Raw genomic sequence first — 16,698 nt, 5'->3', positions numbered from 1 at the left:
AGTCTCCTGCCTTCAGCGCGCCGCGGCGCCATCGATCGGTGGCAATACAGGCCCGGTCCGGTTCAGAGACTGCAGGTAAGCCACAAGATCCAGCGCTGCCGCAGTGGGAACAATTACCTTGCCAACTGGCGCGTAGCCTGGTGGCAAGGTGATGGCCTTCTCGCCAGCATCGGGAGCGTCCTTGGCATCGAACAGGTATGGATAGCTCGGCATGATGCTGCCGCTGACATAGGCACGGGGCTGGTACAGATGGCCGAGATGCCAGTCTGCACTGGGCTGGCGCACCCCGATGTTCATCAGATCCGGCCCCGTTCGCATGGTGCCGAGAAGATGGGGGCTGTCGTAGTAGTAGTCGCCGGCAACGGCGGCTCGCCCCCAGCCACGTTTGGCATCGGGCGCGAAACTGCTGTCACGTGGTTGCTGCGAATGACAGTAGATGCAGCCATTGGCGATATACACGCCGCGCCCACGTAACTCCGCAGTGGTGTACGGCTTCAGGCCTGGCGTTGGCTTCACGTCGTGCAACTGCAGGTACGGGATCACGACCAATGCGCTGGTGGCGATCGCCAGCATCGTCATGCCACCGGCAAGCAGTGCGGTTTCGTTGTTCATGTTCCCACTCCCTGCTCCGGCTTGCTGCCCTGGTGAAATAGCGCAGGGCGATCGCGGTTGGGACCAAGCCCAAAGATCGCGCATACGAAGTTCGCAACAAGACAAAGGTGACCGGACAGCATCATCGTGCCGCCCACCGATCGCGCCTTCAGATAAGGAATGGTCACCTGCACCGAATCCATGAACGGACGAGCGGCATCAAGCATGGCCATGCCTTGCAACCAGCCGCCAATGGTCAGACTGAGGAAGTAAACGCCGATCCCACCGGCGGCCAGCCAGAAGTGGCAATAGATCATCCAACGGTATGGCCACTCGCGACCGGTGATACGCGGCACGATGAAGTAAATCGCGCCAAAGAACGCGAAGCTCACGAAGGCATAGAGGCCAAGATGCGCGTGTGCGACCGTGTAGTGCGTGAAGTGGGTGACGCGATTGACGGCTCGCAACGCCTCGAAGGAACCCTGAATCGAGCTCAGCGTGTACATCATGCCGCCGAAAGTCACGAATCGAAGCGTCGGGGATTCGATCAGCTGGCGAAAATGACCCCGTAGCGTCTGGTGCTGGTTGATCGAGAACGCGATGACCGGAATCAGCATCATCATGCTCTGCACGATCGAAAGTGTGATCAGCCAACCCGGTACCGGTCCGCCCACCAAGTGGTGCCCGCCCACTTGGCCGTAGAAGAAAGCCAGCGCCCAGAACCCAAGCAATGACAAGCCGTAAGACCTGACGGGCTGTCCAATGATCTTCGGCAGGAAGTAGTAGATCGAGGCAAGCGCAAGCGGTGTGTAGAACAGACCCAGCACGTTATGTCCGAACCACCAGTTCATGGTGGCCTGCTCCACGCCGAAATGGAGACCCGGAATGTTGGCAACGAGAAAGAGCACGGGGAACCAGAACAACGCACATCCCATGTACCAGACGGAAACATAGAGGTGGTCGACCTTGCGATTCACCAGCGTCAACACAAGGGGAAAGCCGACCAAAGCGCCGCCGATCACAAACAGGATGTCGACCTGCCAGGGAATCTCCAGCCATTCGAGTCCATCGGAAATGCCCGCCGCGATACTGCCGATACCCGCAATCAACCCGGCATTCCAGAGCGCGGCCCCCAGCACCGCCCAGCGCCCGCCCATCAGCTCGGTCTTCAGCAGGCGCGGCAGCAAGAACATCGCGATGCCAAGCCCCGCCATTGGCGCCCAGCCATAGGCCACCGCGTTCAGATGAATCGTGCGTATCCGGCCAAAAGACAGCCACGGCACCGAAGCCAGCAGATCGGGTTCGTGCAGCTTGATCGACGCTGTCAGGCCGGCGACCGAAGCAACCAGAAGCCATACCATCGCGCAACAGATGAACAGGAATACGACTGGCGCGGATGACCGGTCGGCTTCTTCGCGCGACCGGTCGACGATTCCCTGGCGCGCCGAAGCTGGGTCTTCCGGGTGTCCAGCTTCCTCATCGGCGAAGATCACGCGTGCCGCGGCCGGCGAGGTATCAAACAGGCCCTTCCGCATACTCCAGATGAATGCCCCGAGGGCAAACACTGAAAGCAGAAACGCCGAAATCAGGATGGCGACTGTATTCATGAAGACTCGCAGGCAACGCGTATCCGACGTGAATCCGCTGGTGAGTTCGAGGCGAACGATTAAACGTGCTGGTGCCGGAGCTTACGGCCGAATTCCGGTTACTTCACATAGCCACTTTTGATGCATTTTCAGGTAGCCATTGGAGCGGCGCCAAACGCTACGAGGGTCGGCGACGTTTCGGCCGATCCTGCGCTTAGCGGGTATCGCTGGCGGATGCGTCGCCGGGATCAAGCAAATTCGTCAAATCGGCGCCGCGAGAAAAGCCGGCGCGAAGCGCGATCTCGGGCACAGTAAAGGCCTCGAACGCGCGAGACGCCAACATCCGACGCGCATTGGCGAGACGATGCGTGACAAGCAAGCTCGCAAAGGTGTCGCCGAACGACGCGAGCACACTGTGCAATTCGCTCTCTGCAATCGCCAGCGAATTCGAAATGTCACCGGGGCACAGCAGGGGCTCCGCGCTCCGGTTGGCAATGCAGGCGAAAACTCTGTTGTAGAGCGCAAGCGCGGCGGACGAGGCCGCGATCGGTCTTCCCGTTGTTCCGCTCGCCATGGCGAGCATGGCGCCGAGATGATCGATCATCATCGATGCCGGCAACGGTCCATCGCGCAGCGCGTGTGGCGTCATTCCGGCCACGAACGCTGCCAACGCATGATCCATCTGGCCGGCCTCGCCGCCGAGCGGCCGGCCAACCAACCGGCTCGGCTCCCGCACCCAGCGGCGCAGCCATGAATCGGGCATCTTCACGTGGATGACGTCGTAGGCTGACGGCATTTCGATGAGATTGGCCCTTGCCGAGTCGATCAGGAATGCCTGCCCCGCCCGCACGCGCGTGGCGCCCGCGTGTTCCACGTACCAGGCTGCGCGCCGATTCACGATGAGGTGGTAGGTGTGCGCACCACTCCGCGCAAGCTCCGCGCGACCGCGCAATGACCGATGCGCGGATCCGCATTGCGACAGCACGTCTACGCCATCGATTTCGAGCATCGACATATGCGATGCGAGCGCACCCGTGTGTGTGGCCTCCACCTGCATTGGGACAAGGGCCGAGGACAACGCCGCGGCGAAGTAGTCAAGTCGTTGCGTTCGGGGAACGGCGTTGGTCGACCAGGTCACGATTGCGCTCACGATTTACTCCTCCTTCGGATCGTCGTGGGTCGAGGGGCCAGCGTGCGCGCGGCGGAGCTGGTTTGGCGTGTGTCCCACGCGAGCACGCATCACCCGGGAAAAATGGGCGGCATCGGCAAACCCCGCCCGCCGCCCAATCTCGGCGACGGTCAGCCTGCTGAAGCTCGATGATTCCAGCATCCGAACCGCATCCGCGCATCGCATGGCCATCAGTACGGCTCCAAACGTCGTGGACGATTTTGCGAAGTGGCGATGGAGACTACGAACCGAAATGCTTACCGCTGCAGCGACGTCGGCCGCGCACAGGGTCGCCTCGCGCGACTGTCCGGCCATGCAGTCGCGAATGCGATCCAGCACAGCAGCACCCTCGGTTTTGGCTGGCTTCGGTGGAACTGCGCTCCTGCTTTGCGCAAGGAACGCCAGCAGCGATCCGATGTGGTCGCCAATGAATGAACGTGGCAGCGGATAGTCGGCGAGCCGTGCGGGTTCCAGACTCTGCAGGAATGCCGATAGCGCGCGGCCCCAGCTATCGTTCGCGTCTATCCTGGCGCCGACCAGGACGGACGGTGCGGGCAGCCACTGCCGGATCCAGGCTTCCGACAGCGCGACGTGAACGATGTTGAACTCGTTGCCGATTTCGAGATTGAACGGAATAGACGAGTCGCAGATGATCACGTCGCCGAGCCCCAGACGTTCGCGCGTCAAGTGCTCCAGTGTCCATGCGGATCGCGTGCTGGTAAGCAAGTGGAACGTTCGGCCCTCGGCTCTCGCGATATTGCCCCTGTCGGCAAAGCAACGGTGCGGGGTTCCGCGCTGGCGGATGACTGTCATGCCGCCCAGGTCGGCCGCTGACATGTCCACGCCAAAGGCACTCGGCGCGCTCCCGCTCAACTGGATCGGGAAAATCGCTGTTGCCAACGCATGGGCGTAGTAGTCGTACCGCTGGCTTTGCGGAACATCGCTGGTGGACCAGCTCCTGATCAACAGGGGCGATTGGGCACGCATGGCGAGACCTCATGGTCGGAACGGCCGCCTCTACCGGTCTGGTATCGGCGGTCATCTCATGGGATTTGATGCCAGTGTGCCCGCGCGCGGCCAGCGCAACCGGGATATAAGTGCCAGATGTCACGATCGTCTGGCCGCTGCGTGCCAATCGGCCCAAAGGGGCCAAAAGGGCCAACGAGGCCACAAGGTGTCTCGCCGGCCTTCGGCGGTGCCACCGGTCGTCTCCGCGATATGCCCTTCCATCGCAGGACTACGGGGCACTGTCCCGGGCGCTAGAGCGCTGCCTTGCCAATCGACGCGCCGCCATCCACGAACAGCGTCTGCCCCGTCATAAAGCCGGCAGGCTCGGACAGCAGGAATTCGATCGCGGCGGCCAGTTCATCCGGCTTGCCCAGACGCCCCATCGGCACCATGGACAGAAATCGCTTCTCCGCATCGCTGCCCTGTGGCGTATTGGCACGGAACATTTCGGTTTCAACAGGCCCCGGCGCGACCGCATTCACCGTGATCCCGGTGGGAGCGAGTTCGAGTGCCCACGTTCGTGTGAAGCTCATCATGGCGCTTTTGGCCGCGGCATAGACGGAGCGGTTCGCAACGCCCAGCACGACAAGGCTCGACAGATTCACGATACGGCCCCAACCCCGCTCCCTCATATCCGGCAATAGCGCCTGGACAAGCTGAACCGCTGGCCGCAGGTTCGACCGAAATATGTCGTCCATGGCGTCCAGGTCGATATTGCCAAGTGGCGCAAGCTCGATGAACCCCACGTTGTTCACGACACCGTCGATCACGTGCTCGGACCTCAGTGTCGTCAGCGCATGTTCAGTGGCAACCGGGTCCGTGAGATCGATGGGCACCAGAATGCCGGGGAAACCGGGGTCGGCGTTACGCGCGACGCCGATCACTTTGTTCCCGGCAGCCGCCAGGCGATGGGACAAGGCCCGGCCGATTCCCTTGCTCGCACCGGTGATCAGGAAAGTCTTGTGTGACATGGCATATCCAGGTTCCGTGCCGGAGCGCCCTCGCCCCGGCCTATTTTGTATCGATTGCTACGATATCATTATAGATCGATCGATACAAAACACAACGAGCGAGCCGAGACCCCACATCGCCAGTGTGGTTTCGGGGCGCGTACCCCTCTTCAACGCCGCAACTAGCCCTAGAATCCGGCGGAATCGCCATTTGCGCCTACAAGATGAACGCCCACATCAAGCTCCGCGGCCGCCGTGACCTGGCTGGTCAGATCTATCGACAGATTCGCGCCAGCATCGTCGACGGACGGCTCGCGCCAGGAGAACGCCTACCCTCCACACGCACGCTGGCGTCGGAGCTCGACGTCTCCAGAAAGACGACGCTCGATGTGTTCGAGCGGTTGATCGGCGAAGGCTATCTGCGGTCCCGTACCGGCGACGGAACCTTCGTGTCCGAAGAGATGACGCGCCTGGCACCTACGCCGCCGCGCGAGCGGATCGTGCAGGCCACCGGAGCGGTGTGGGAAACGCTACCCGAGGCATTGCCCGCGAGCCGGAAAGACATGCCGGCACGCTTCGATTTCGTAGGCGGCGTCACCGACAAGCGCCTGTTTCCGTTCGACAAATGGCGCAAATGCGTTAGCCACTCGCTGCGCATCCAGGCGCGCGGAAACGGCTCCTATCACGACCCATCGGGCGATCAGGAACTGCGTCTGGCGATCTCGCGTTATCTGGCTTCGAACCGCGCGGTGGTCAGCAACTGGCAGGACGTCATCGTGACCAATGGCGCGCAACAGGCCATTGAACTGCTGGCACGCGCGGTCATCCGGCCAGGCGATGTGATCGCGGTGGAAGATCCCGGCTATCCGCCCGCGCGAAGCGTCTTCACCGCGGCGGGCGCCAGGGTGATCGACGTACCGGTCGACAAGGACGGTCTGCGGGTGGATGCCCTGCCGTCGAAGGCGAGGATGGTCTATGTCACGCCGTCCCACCAGTTTCCGCTAGGCATGCCGATGACGCTCGAGCGCCGCCTTGCCCTGCTCGAATGGGCACACCGGCGAGGCGCTCTCGTGATCGAGGATGACTATGACGGCGAATTTCGCTTCGAGGGCCGACCGATGGAATCATTGAAGAGTCTCGACAACGCCGGTGTCGTTGCGTACGTCGGCACGTTCTCGAAGACCATCTTTCCCGAACTGCGGATTGGCTACATGATTCCGCCGTCCTCCCTGGCGGCCACGCTTCGAAAGGCCAAGCAGGTCAGTGACTGGCATAGCAGCACCCTGATGCAGACCGCATTGGGCAAGTTCATGCTGGACGGATACTTCGCCAAGCATCTGCGCCACATGCACAGGGAATATGCCAGGCGACGCGCGACGCTGCTGGAGTACCTGCAGGGCGACCTGTCCGATTTCTTCACGCCGCTACCGTCCGTGGCCGGCATCCATCTGGTCGCAATACTGGCCGACGACACAAACGAAGCAGACGTCATTGCCCGTGCCAACCAGGCATCGGTGGGCCTGTACGGCATTTCCAGGATGTTCAATTCCCAGCCTTCGCGGCAAGGCATCCTGTTTGGCTACGGCGGCATCGGTGTAGACGATATGCGGAGTGGCCTGACCCAACTCGGCGAGACACTTCGCGCCACCCGGCGCTGACGGCGTGCGCCAAAAATTGGTCACCTCAAAATAGCCATAAATCGGTACTAAAAGGTCACCACTTCCTTGCCTAAGCTTGCGTCTGAGGCGTGCCAGCCGGCACGCATATGAACAAGCGAAGGAAAAAGTCATGACCCAACGTCTCGATTTCTACAATGCCAACCCGAACGCCATCAAGGCGCTGCTTGGTCTGGAAAAGCGCATCAGCGAATCCAGCCTCGAGAAGTCCCTGGTGGAGCTGATTCGGCTCCGCGCGTCCCTGATCAACGGCTGCGCCTACTGCATCGACCTTCATACCGCGGACGCGCGCAAGGGCGGAGAAGACGATCGCCGACTTGCCACGCTGTCCGTCTGGCGCGAAACACCCTTCTTCACAGATCGCGAACGCGCGGCGCTGGCCTGGGCCGAGGCCGTCACGCTCGTATCTCAGGATCATGTGCCGGATGAAGTCTGGACCGCCGTGCGGCCGCACTTCGACGACGCGGAACTCGTGGACCTGACGCTTCTGATCTCGACCATCAATACCTGGAACCGTTTCGCGATTTCGTTCCGCAAGACACCAGCGTGAGGTCCGCCATGACAGCGCTCGCCATACGTCGCACTGCGCTTCAGGTGCCCCTGGTTGCCGCCATGCTGCTCTGCACCATGACAGCCGCCAGGCCGGCACTTGCGCACGAAGCCGGACACGAGACAACAACGCCGGTGATGAAGCAGGACATCCCCGAGGCCAAAGGACGTCACGTGTTCATGATCACGGTGGCCTACGAACCGGGGCAAGCCTCTGAACCACATCGACATCCGGGTTCGATCTTCGCCTATGTGCTCGACGGTGAAGTGGAATCCCAGCTCGATGGCCAACCCGCCCGCGTCTACAAGGCGGGAGAAGCCTGGTATGAACCGCCAGGCGCGAAGCACCTCGTGTCCCGCAATGCCAGTTCCACCAAGCCTGCGAAGTTACTTGTTTACGGGATTGCGGAGGGCAAAACGCCGGTGAAGCTGCCGCTGGACGCTCGCTAGGCACCTGGACCCCGGACATGCCGTTGGGCAGCTCGGCCTGATGTCGTGACGCTGCCGCCCGTCCTGGAATCCACCCCAGATTGACAGGGCGACGCGTCGCCCTGTCATCGTTTCTGTCGTTCGCTCATCGGCCGCCGAGGCCAATACAGCGCATCGGTTTTCGCAATTGAGCTGATTGAAAGAATCCATCGCAGCGCGCCTTGAATTTATTTGCCCAGGCAATTATTGTCTAGTCAGTTAAATGTGCGGACGGCGAAATCAGTTCTGGAATGCCCGTCCAGTCACTTTATCCACCACACCAACTGATGAGTCGGAAAATGGTTTGGCAATCACCCCAGGCGAAGCAGCGCGCCACACTGATCGCGCTCTCAACGATAGTGGCCGCAGTACTTGCTGGATGCGCGAACTATGCGGGCATTCATAGCGACAAGGAAATGGCACTGCCGACGCAGATTGCCACTGCGCAAAGCCTGCCGTCCGACGGAGGGCACTGGCCCGCCACGGACTGGGCATCGCAGTTTGGCGATGCTCAACTCAAGGCCCTGATCGACGAAGCCTTGGCGGGTAGCCCATCCATCGACAAGGCACGTGCCCGTATCGCTGCGGCCGTGGCATTCAGCGAAAGCGCCAATGCGAACACCCTCCCTCAGGTAGGCGCGGGGTATTCCTGGACTCGCCAGCGACTGACTGAAAGCACCTTTATACCGCCAGCCTTTGCCGGCACGTGGCAATCGGAAAATAAGGCGATCATCAGCGCGTCCTACGAGCTCGATCTTTGGGGCAAGAATCGCGAAGCCCTCCGCTCCGCGGTCTCGATGGTCCACATGACGGAGGCAGAAGCGGAGCAGGTAAAATTGACCCTGAGTCAGGCCATCGCCCGCAGTTACAACGAACTCGCCCGCTTGTACGCGCTTCTGGATATTGCGCGCGATGAAGTCACGCAACGCGAGCAAGTCCTGCGGGTCACACGCGGTCGGGTCCGGATGGGACTGGATACCGCCGTGGAGCAACAGACTGCCGAAGCAAATCTCGCGGCTGCGCAAGTTGCCGTCTCTGCCCTTGAGGGAAGTATCCAGCGTACCCGCTACCAACTTGGCGCGCTGCTCGGCAAAGGCCCGGACCGCGGGCTCGCCATCGCCAAGCCGGCACTCGGTGGCGCCGAAGACGTTCATCTGCCTGACAACCTCCCCGCAGACCTCCTGGCACGCCGCCCCGATATCGTCGCCGCGCGCTGGAGAGTGGAGGCGACCACTCACGACATCAAGGTGGCGAAAGCCGAGTTCTACCCAGACGTCAATCTGAGCGCTGCCATTGGCCTCGATGCTTTCGGGTGGGGTCGCTTTCTGCATGCGGCAAGCCGCACCGTCTCCGCCGGCCCTGCCATCCACCTGCCCATCTTTGACGGTGGCGCCCTGCGCGCGCAACTGAAAGGACGCTACGCCGACTTCGACTTTGCCGTGGCGAATTACAACGACACCCTGATCCAGGCGTTGACCGATGTCGCCACGCAACTGTCGGACATTCGCTCCACCGATGCCCAGATCGTCAACGCTGTCCGAACCGACGAGGCCGCGCAACGCGCCTTGAAACTGGCGCTGGCGCAATACCGCGCCGGACTGACCACGCAATTGACGGTGCTGAATGCGCAGACCACGGCATTGGCCAGCAGCCAGACCGTGACAACGCTCCGGATGCAACGACGCGACCGCCAGATTGCGCTGGCAGCCGCCCTGGGCGGCGGGTACACGGCCGACGACACACAAAGTGCGGACACAACCCGGTGAGCCGCCACGCCACAGATACAGGTGACATGATGACCACGACCAACCCGAACCTCACTGACAATCCCAAGGCCGCGTCCAGCGCGCCGAAAACCCGCAAGCGTCTGCTGGCCCTGCTTGGGTTGGGCACTCTGGTGGCAGCGGCAGGCTACGGCGCGTACTACTACAGCGTGGCACGCTTTCACGAAGACACCGACGACGCCTACGTCAACGGCAATCTGGTGCAACTCACCCCTCAGGTAAGCGGGACGGTGGTCGCCGTCAATGCCGACGACACGGAGATCGTCAGGGCGGGCGATGCGATCGTCACGCTCGACCCCGCAGACGCTCGCATCGCTCTGGCCAACGCCGAGGCGGCGCTCGGGCAGACCGTTCGCCAGGTGAGTGCGTTATATGTCAACAACAACACGCTGGCTGCAACCGTTCAACAGCGGCAGGTGGACCTTTCCCGGGCACGAGATGATCTGCGGCGTCGAACCGAAGCCTCGGAAAGTGGCGCGGTTGCCGCGGAGGACGTCGCGCACGCAAGGGACACCGTGAAGGCTGCCGAAGCCGCGCTGGAAACGGCAAAGCAACAACTCGCCTCGAACCATGCGTTGACCGACCAGGCAAGCGTGGCCGATCACCCCAGCGTTCAAGCGGCCGCCACACGCGTGCGGGATGCCTATCTCGCCAATGCGCGAAACACCCTGCCCGCGCCCGTGACCGGCTACGTCGCCCGTCGATCCGTGCAGGTCGGTCAGCGTGTTGCGCCTGGCAATCCACTCATGGCCATCGTGCCTCTCGATGGAGTCTGGGTAGATGCCAACTTCAAGGAGGTTCAGCTCAAGCACATCCGAATTGGCCAGCCAGTGGAACTGCACGCCGATCTGTACGGCGGCAAGGTGACCTATCACGGCAAGGTCGTCGGCTTCTCCGCGGGCACCGGTAGCGCGTTTTCCGCGCTACCAGCGCAGAACGCGACCGGCAACTGGATCAAGGTCGTCCAGCGGCTGCCGGTGCGGATCGCACTTGATCCGGTGGAGCTGCGCGCGCACCCACTGCAGGTTGGCCTGTCTATGCAAGTCGATGTGGAGACCAGGGAGCGCGGCGGAGAACTTTCCCCCGCCAAGGGCGCTAGCACACCAATTCGCACCGCCTATCGCACCGAAGTGTTCGAGCGCTACGGTGCCGAAGCCGACAGCGAGATCGATCGGATCATCGCCCGGAACAGCAACGGCAACAGCAACAGCGACCTCGCCGCGCGAAACGAAACGACCAGGAATGCACGGCCGGTGGCCAGTCCTTCGGCAATCGCCAGGGCCTCGTGAAACCGTAGTCGCCAACGCTAACTGAGGGCATCATGGCAAATCCGATGACAAGCGATTTACCGCCGCCGCTGACCGGTGGCAAGCTGGCAATGGGCAGTCTGGCCGTCGCGCTGGCCACATTCATGAACGTGCTGGATTCATCCATTGCCAACGTCGCCATCCCGACCATCTCTGGCAACCTCGGCGTCTCCGTGGATGAAGGCACGTGGGTGATCACGCTGTTCGCGGCCGCCAATGCGGTAGCCATTCCACTGACGGGATGGCTGACCCAGCGCGTGGGACAGATCCGCCTGTTCGTGGGATCGATTCTGCTGTTTGTCCTGTCGTCGTGGCTATGCGGCGTCGCGCCCAATCTCACTTTTCTTCTCGCGGCACGAATCCTCCAGGGCGCCGTCGCGGGTCCGATGATTCCGCTCTCGCAAGCAATTCTCCTGGGGTCCTATCCCAAGGAGAAAAGCGGTCAGGCACTCGCGTTGTGGGCGATGACCGCTACAGTGGGACCAATAGCCGGCCCGGCTTTGGGGGGATGGATGACTGACAGCTATTCCTGGTCATGGATCTTCTATATCAACATCCCCGTTGGGCTATTTGCTGCCGCAGTCACCTGGGCGATCTATCGTAGTCGCGAGACAACGACCCGTATTCTGCCGATTGACGCCATAGGACTAGCGGCCCTTGTCACCTGGGTGGCAGCCCTTCAGATCATGCTGGACAAAGGCAAGGATCTCGACTGGTTCGCTTCGCCGGTGATTATCAGCCTGGCCATTGTCGCCCTGCTCGGCTTCCTGTTCTTCGTGATCTGGGAACTGACCGAAGCCAATCCGATCGTCGATCTGAGGCTGTTCAAGGGACGCAACTTCCTCGCCGGCACCATCGCAATATCGGTGGCCTACGCGGTCTTCTTCGCGAATCTGGTCGTGCTGCCGCAATGGATGCAGCAGTACCTCGCCTATCCAGCCGTCAATGCCGGCCTTGTCACGGCGCCATTGGGCATCTTCGCGGTGGTGCTTGCGCCGGTCCTTGGCAAACTGATGCCAAAAGCCGAGTTGCGCATTCTCTCCACCCTTTCGTTTCTCGGCTTTGCCGCGGTGTTCTTCATGCGCTCCCACTACACCACGGGAGTCGACACATTCACGTTGGTTCTCCCAACGCTGCTGCAGGGCATTCCAACAGCATTGTTCTTTGTTCCGTTGACGGCCATCATTCTTTCCGGTCTCCCACCAGAGAAGATCCCCGCCGCGGCCGGACTGTCGAACTTTGCCCGCGTGTTCTGCGGCGCGGTGGGAACGTCGCTGGCGACCACTGTGTGGAACGACCGCGCCATCCTGCATCACGCACAACTGGTCGAACAGGCAAACCCTGGTAATCCGAACTACAGTGCCGCGCTGGAGGCCATCCAGTCCGTGATGCACCTATCCCCTGGCCAGGCGACCGCCTACTTTGAAAGACAGCTCAATACCCAGGCGATCATGCTGGGCCTGAACGACATCTTCTGGATATCAGCCGTCATCTTCGTCGCCATCGTTCCGTTGATCTGGCTGACCAAGCCAGCGCGTGGTGCGGCGTCCGGTGCGGCATCCGCTGCCCACTAGGTGTCGTCGGTACGATCCCGGGTACATCCGAACGAATCGCAGGTGCTTGCCAAACGTACATTTGCTTGCGGATCAGCGCGTACCTGTATAACCTGACAACTACGATTCAATAACTCTTAGTTGTCATGTCATTCATCAGCACCGGTGTGGAATACGGGTTGCATTGCCTCCTTTACCTGTCGCGCTCACAGGCGTCGGTGGAAACCGCAAGCGTGAGGGATCTCGCGGAACTGCAGGGTATCCCCGCTGACTATCTGGCCAAGCTGTTCACCAAGCTGGCGAAGGCAAACCTCGTAGTCGCTACCGAAGGCATACGAGGAGGCTTCAGCCTGGCGCGGCCGGCAGACAAGATCACGGTGCACGACGTCGTCGTCGCCATCGATGGCGACAAGCCGTTGTTCGACTGTCTGGAGATCCGCGACCGTTGCGCGGTGTTCGAGGACGCGCCACCCGCCTGGGCCACTCGCGGCGTGTGCTCGATCCATGCTGTCATGCAATCAGCGGAGAAGGCGATGCGGCATGAACTCAGGCAACACACGCTATTCGACATTGCCAATCGCGCCATCGACAAGGCACCCAACAGTTACGGGACGCAGGTGGTCCAATGGCTGACGGCCCGTTCCGTCAACCGCCGCGGCGACAAGTCAGAGGAATCGTTGCCACCCGCGCGCAAGTCCGTACGACCGCGCAACCGTGCATGAAAAAATCGCCCTCCAGATGGGGGGCGATTCTCATTTGTCAGGCTGCTCAGAAAGCGGCACGAACCACACCGCCATCCGCACGTAGTGCTGCGTCATTTGTCGCGGAAGACGCTGCGAGCAGACGTAGACAACCAGGTTCGCAACCTCTTCAGGGGCAGTGAAGCGCTTGAGGAGCGACGTCGGGCATGCTTGTCCGAAGAAGGTCTTCTCGAATGCTTCGAACGATTCGGACCCGGCAAGACCGCGAGAGCGCCCGAGCTGCTCGGTCTTCGCCACTCCTTCAGGAACAATGAGACAAGACGATTCGTCTTGCCCCGTTTGACCGTTACGCCACCACGATTCGACGCGGGTCCGCCGAGGCCAGTGCCTCGGCGCGATCCGCGCTTGGCGGATAGATCCACTCGGTGTTGATCTTCGTCTTCAGCGCCTTGGCCTCGGCACCAACCAGTTTCACCTCGCGCTCCCAGCCCTCTGTGTACACCGCGCCCCAGGGGCCCAGATCCAGGCAGGTCACATACTTTGGCTGGCTGTATGGGATTTGTTCGTCGCCAACCAGGTCCGCGGCCACGTTGTGTCCGGCGGAACGCCCGAGGTTCATTGCATGCTGGCATGACATCATGGCGTAGTTGCCGGCATCGTCAACGGCTGCATACGCGACATCGCCCGTCGCATAGACCGTCTCAAGCCCCCTGACCTTCAGGTAGTTGTCGACGTGCAGACGGCCAAAGTCGTCGCGCTCGGCAGGGACTTGAGCCGTGAGCTTGCTCGCACGCGCGCCAGCTGTCCAGATGACCGTCGAGGCTTCGATACGCTCACCGCTCTCCAGCGTCACGCCGGCTGCATCCACGGCCGCAACACCCGACCCGAGCTTCCACTTGACGCCAAGTTCCGTCAGCGCCTGGATGATGACTGGTCGAGGTCCGGCACCCAGATCCGGACCGATCTCGCTGGCTCGCTCAACGATGATCACATTGACCTGTGCGTCGCCTCCCAGAACCTCACGCAAACGTGCTGGCATCTCCGCCGCCGTCTCGATACCAGTGAAGCCTCCGCCTGCAACCACGACCGTGTTTCTGGCGATGCTGGCCGGACGGGTTGCCAACTTCTCGATGTGGGCTTCCAGCGTTGCGGCGGAAGCCACCTGATCGACGTTGAATGCATGTTCATCCAGCCCGGAGATCTGCGGCTTGAACAGGCGGCTTCCGGCGGCCAGCACCAGTCGATCGAAACCAAGCACGACGGGTGATGTCCCCGCTGCGCTTCTGACCTCCACCCGCTGATTCGCCACATCGATCCGCTCAACGTAACCCTGTACGAACCGGACGCCAACAGCCTTGAATATCTCCTGCAGCGGCGCCTTCATTCCGCCTGGATTCTGCTCGTAGAGGCGCGGCCGTACATGCAGCTCCGCCTCGGGCGCCACCAACACGATCTCGATATCCGTGCGTCCGACTTCATCGAGCAGCCGGGCCGAAGCCAGCGCGCTCCACATGCCGGCGAAGCCGGCGCCAATCACAAGAATGCGTTTGGACATTTGCAAACTCCTGCATCAATCCCTGGTTTGAGTGATCCGGCCGCACCTTCATCGCGCGCCCGCTCTCTTCAGCAATGACAAGCGTCAACTGCAATACTACGATTCTATGAGTCGTAGTTTTAAAAGCAAGGAAGAATTCGAAAGCCCGGGGTGTGCGTGCGGGAATCACCGTCGTCCTTGCATCGTCGCCGCGGACTCGCTAGAATTACTGCACCTTGCAGAGTCGTAGTTTAAGGAGGGAGCGCGGCATAAGTCCCCAAAGAGACCGGCAGATAGCCCGCGTCGTGGCACTACCCAGGCAACGAGGCGTCAGCTGATGACGCTTGCCTAGCCAGTCCGCCGGGACAGCAGCGTGAGTCCGACCTCTGCGAACTTGAAATGCATCAGCCCGTAGGTCGGGAAATCAATCAAGATTCCCTCGGACGCATGTCGCCTCATGAATGACTCATATCCCGGGCTATATTCCGCATTGGTGAAGCTGCACACGACCACGCCGGTTTCACGGTCACCGAGCATCACCACGTCACCAACCTTCGCGTCCAAGCCATTCAGATACTGCATCGCCACCTCCGAAGCCCATGTTCGTTTGGCGCCAGATCCAGACGGTCCGCAGGGCAAAATCGAAAGATGCTTATGCTGCACATCTCGCGCGAAGTCCCTGATGCAACCGGCTAAGGGCGCCGGCTCGGCACCCGTCAATCGGCAATTGCAGAGTGCCCTTGATATGCTTTGATGGATTGACTATTCATGACAGCAACACAGAATGCGTGGACGCTACGTGCCAGCCACGCCGACGACGGTCCATGAGTGAGGGAAAAGGATGGGGAACGAGCTTGGGCAACTACAACGCTGGAGCACCGATCTGGTCCCAGCGACGCAAAGACGTGAGTACTTCCAGGCCGCCACCGAGTCGGCCATCATTCCGTTCCAGTTCGAAACGCCCTATTCGCCCGATCTGAGCGCGAAGATCGAGGCTCTGGCGCTCGGTCCCGTTACCGTGATGCACGTGGCAGGCTCCCCCCATATCGCGCGGAGCACGGCCGTCGAGATCTCACGACAACGCGCACGCTGCCTGAATCTGGTGCTCAGCCGAAACGTTCCCTGGAACCTGAGCTACCAGTCGAGAGTTTCGATGCGCCCCATGGATTCATTCATCACGGATTCCGTACAGGCGCTAAGCCTCGATATCGCTTTTGACTACGACTTCGTCAATATCGGTTTCGATCCTCAGTGGCTAAGCGAGTGGGTCCCTCAGACAGGCGCAGTGGTCGGCAGGCAATTTGGCGCTGACTCGCGCTGGGCAGTGGCGCTGAACACATTTATCGCTGCATTGCAGCCGACCACAATCCTCAATGCGCCGCTCCCGCCCCGGCTGATCGTTGACCAGCTCGGTGCGCTGATTCTTCTGGCGTCGAGCGGACCAGATCAGGTCGCCACGCATAAACACGAGATCTCGAAGCCGCTAAACGAGAGAATCGTCGACTGCATTCGTTCGCGATGCACCGAGTCCACGTTGATCGCGCCACAGGTGGCAGCAGACCTGGGGATTTCGGTGCGATCCCTGCATCGCGCACTGGCCGCTCAGAACGAGACCTTTGGATTCCTGCTGATGAAGGCCCGCATCGATATCGCCGTGCGCCAATTGTCATCGCCGGCGTTCAATCGCCTCACGGTGGCGGCCATTGGCCGCAGGTGCGGCTTCACTGACGACTCTCACTTCACCCGCGTTTTCCGTCGGTATGTGGGTGTGACGCCGCTGGCCTTGCGCCGGGCTCGGCTTGCATAGCCGGGATCCAACTGGC

Annotated in this window: 15 protein-coding genes and 1 pseudogene; 8 read left to right on the top strand and 8 right to left on the bottom strand. The window is 61.3% G+C overall.

Annotated elements, in window-relative coordinates; translation table 11 throughout:
- Positions 1-12: 12 nt before the first annotated feature.
- From ACOABP_RS27935 to ACOABP_RS27915, 5 genes are all read right to left on the bottom strand, one after another.
- The gene (locus ACOABP_RS27935) at positions 13-612 is read right to left on the bottom strand and encodes a cbb3-type cytochrome c oxidase subunit II (RefSeq protein ID WP_474229056.1); all 600 of its coding nucleotides are present in this window, start codon (positions 610-612) and stop codon (positions 13-15) included.
- Positions 609-2,198 (bottom strand): cbb3-type cytochrome c oxidase subunit I, encoded by a 1,590-nt coding sequence (locus ACOABP_RS27930; protein WP_474229054.1) that lies wholly within the window; start codon positions 2,196-2,198, stop codon positions 609-611. Before ACOABP_RS27930 ends, ACOABP_RS27935 begins: the two co-directional genes overlap by 4 nt.
- A 193-nt stretch (positions 2,199-2,391) precedes the next feature.
- A complete protein-coding gene (locus ACOABP_RS27925) occupies positions 2,392-3,327 on the bottom strand; it encodes an AraC-like ligand-binding domain-containing protein (protein ID WP_474229052.1) in 936 nt (311 codons plus the stop codon).
- A gap of 3 nt (positions 3,328-3,330) precedes the next feature.
- Complete coding sequence (locus tag ACOABP_RS27920; RefSeq protein WP_474229051.1) at positions 3,331-4,332, bottom strand: helix-turn-helix domain-containing protein; 1,002 nt, start codon at positions 4,330-4,332, stop codon at positions 3,331-3,333.
- Between the two features lie 272 nt (positions 4,333-4,604).
- On the bottom strand, positions 4,605-5,324 hold the full coding sequence (locus ACOABP_RS27915; RefSeq protein WP_474229049.1) for an SDR family oxidoreductase: 720 nt from the start codon (positions 5,322-5,324) through the stop codon (positions 4,605-4,607).
- A gap of 203 nt (positions 5,325-5,527) precedes the next feature.
- Between ACOABP_RS27915 and pdxR the strand changes: the two genes are divergently transcribed.
- From pdxR to ACOABP_RS27880, 7 genes are all read left to right on the top strand, one after another.
- A complete protein-coding gene (gene pdxR / locus ACOABP_RS27910; RefSeq protein ID WP_474229047.1) occupies positions 5,528-6,961 on the top strand; it encodes a MocR-like pyridoxine biosynthesis transcription factor PdxR in 1,434 nt (477 codons plus the stop codon).
- A gap of 130 nt (positions 6,962-7,091) precedes the next feature.
- A complete protein-coding gene (locus ACOABP_RS27905; protein WP_474229045.1) occupies positions 7,092-7,529 on the top strand; it encodes a carboxymuconolactone decarboxylase family protein in 438 nt (145 codons plus the stop codon).
- Positions 7,530-7,537: 8 nt separating this feature from the next.
- On the top strand, positions 7,538-7,978 hold the full coding sequence (locus ACOABP_RS27900) for a cupin domain-containing protein (protein ID WP_474229043.1): 441 nt from the start codon (positions 7,538-7,540) through the stop codon (positions 7,976-7,978).
- A gap of 317 nt (positions 7,979-8,295) precedes the next feature.
- Complete coding sequence (locus ACOABP_RS27895) at positions 8,296-9,762, top strand: efflux transporter outer membrane subunit (RefSeq protein WP_474229041.1); 1,467 nt, start codon at positions 8,296-8,298, stop codon at positions 9,760-9,762.
- Between the two features lie 26 nt (positions 9,763-9,788).
- On the top strand, positions 9,789-11,069 hold the full coding sequence (locus ACOABP_RS27890) for an EmrA/EmrK family multidrug efflux transporter periplasmic adaptor subunit (RefSeq protein ID WP_474229039.1): 1,281 nt from the start codon (positions 9,789-9,791) through the stop codon (positions 11,067-11,069).
- Positions 11,070-11,101: 32 nt separating this feature from the next.
- Positions 11,102-12,661, top strand: a complete 1,560-nt coding sequence (locus ACOABP_RS27885; protein WP_474229038.1) for a DHA2 family efflux MFS transporter permease subunit — start codon at positions 11,102-11,104, stop codon at positions 12,659-12,661.
- A gap of 125 nt (positions 12,662-12,786) precedes the next feature.
- Positions 12,787-13,362 carry an RrF2 family transcriptional regulator gene (locus ACOABP_RS27880; RefSeq protein WP_008652400.1) on the top strand — a complete coding sequence of 192 codons (576 nt, stop codon included), beginning with the start codon at positions 12,787-12,789 and terminating at the stop codon, positions 13,360-13,362.
- A 46-nt stretch (positions 13,363-13,408) separates the two neighbouring features.
- Here ACOABP_RS27880 and ACOABP_RS27875 read toward each other — a convergent pair.
- The 3 genes and pseudogenes from ACOABP_RS27875 to ACOABP_RS27865 form a co-directional block, all read right to left on the bottom strand.
- Positions 13,409-13,602, bottom strand: a pseudogene (locus ACOABP_RS27875) (oxidoreductase); the annotation flags it as partial.
- 85 nt (positions 13,603-13,687) lie between these two features.
- Entirely contained in the window at positions 13,688-14,896 is a 1,209-nt protein-coding gene (locus tag ACOABP_RS27870; RefSeq protein ID WP_474229036.1) for an NAD(P)/FAD-dependent oxidoreductase, read from the bottom strand.
- A 327-nt stretch (positions 14,897-15,223) separates the two neighbouring features.
- On the bottom strand, positions 15,224-15,457 hold the full coding sequence (locus ACOABP_RS27865) for a hypothetical protein (protein ID WP_152415113.1): 234 nt from the start codon (positions 15,455-15,457) through the stop codon (positions 15,224-15,226).
- A gap of 259 nt (positions 15,458-15,716) precedes the next feature.
- Between ACOABP_RS27865 and ACOABP_RS27860 the strand changes: the two genes are divergently transcribed.
- Positions 15,717-16,682 (top strand): helix-turn-helix transcriptional regulator, encoded by a 966-nt coding sequence (locus ACOABP_RS27860; RefSeq protein ID WP_474229034.1) that lies wholly within the window; start codon positions 15,717-15,719, stop codon positions 16,680-16,682.
- Positions 16,683-16,698 lie beyond the last annotated feature (16 nt).

This window comes from Cupriavidus sp. HE11 (assembly GCF_056097175.1).
This window is presented reverse-complemented; position numbering and strand designations above follow the sequence as displayed.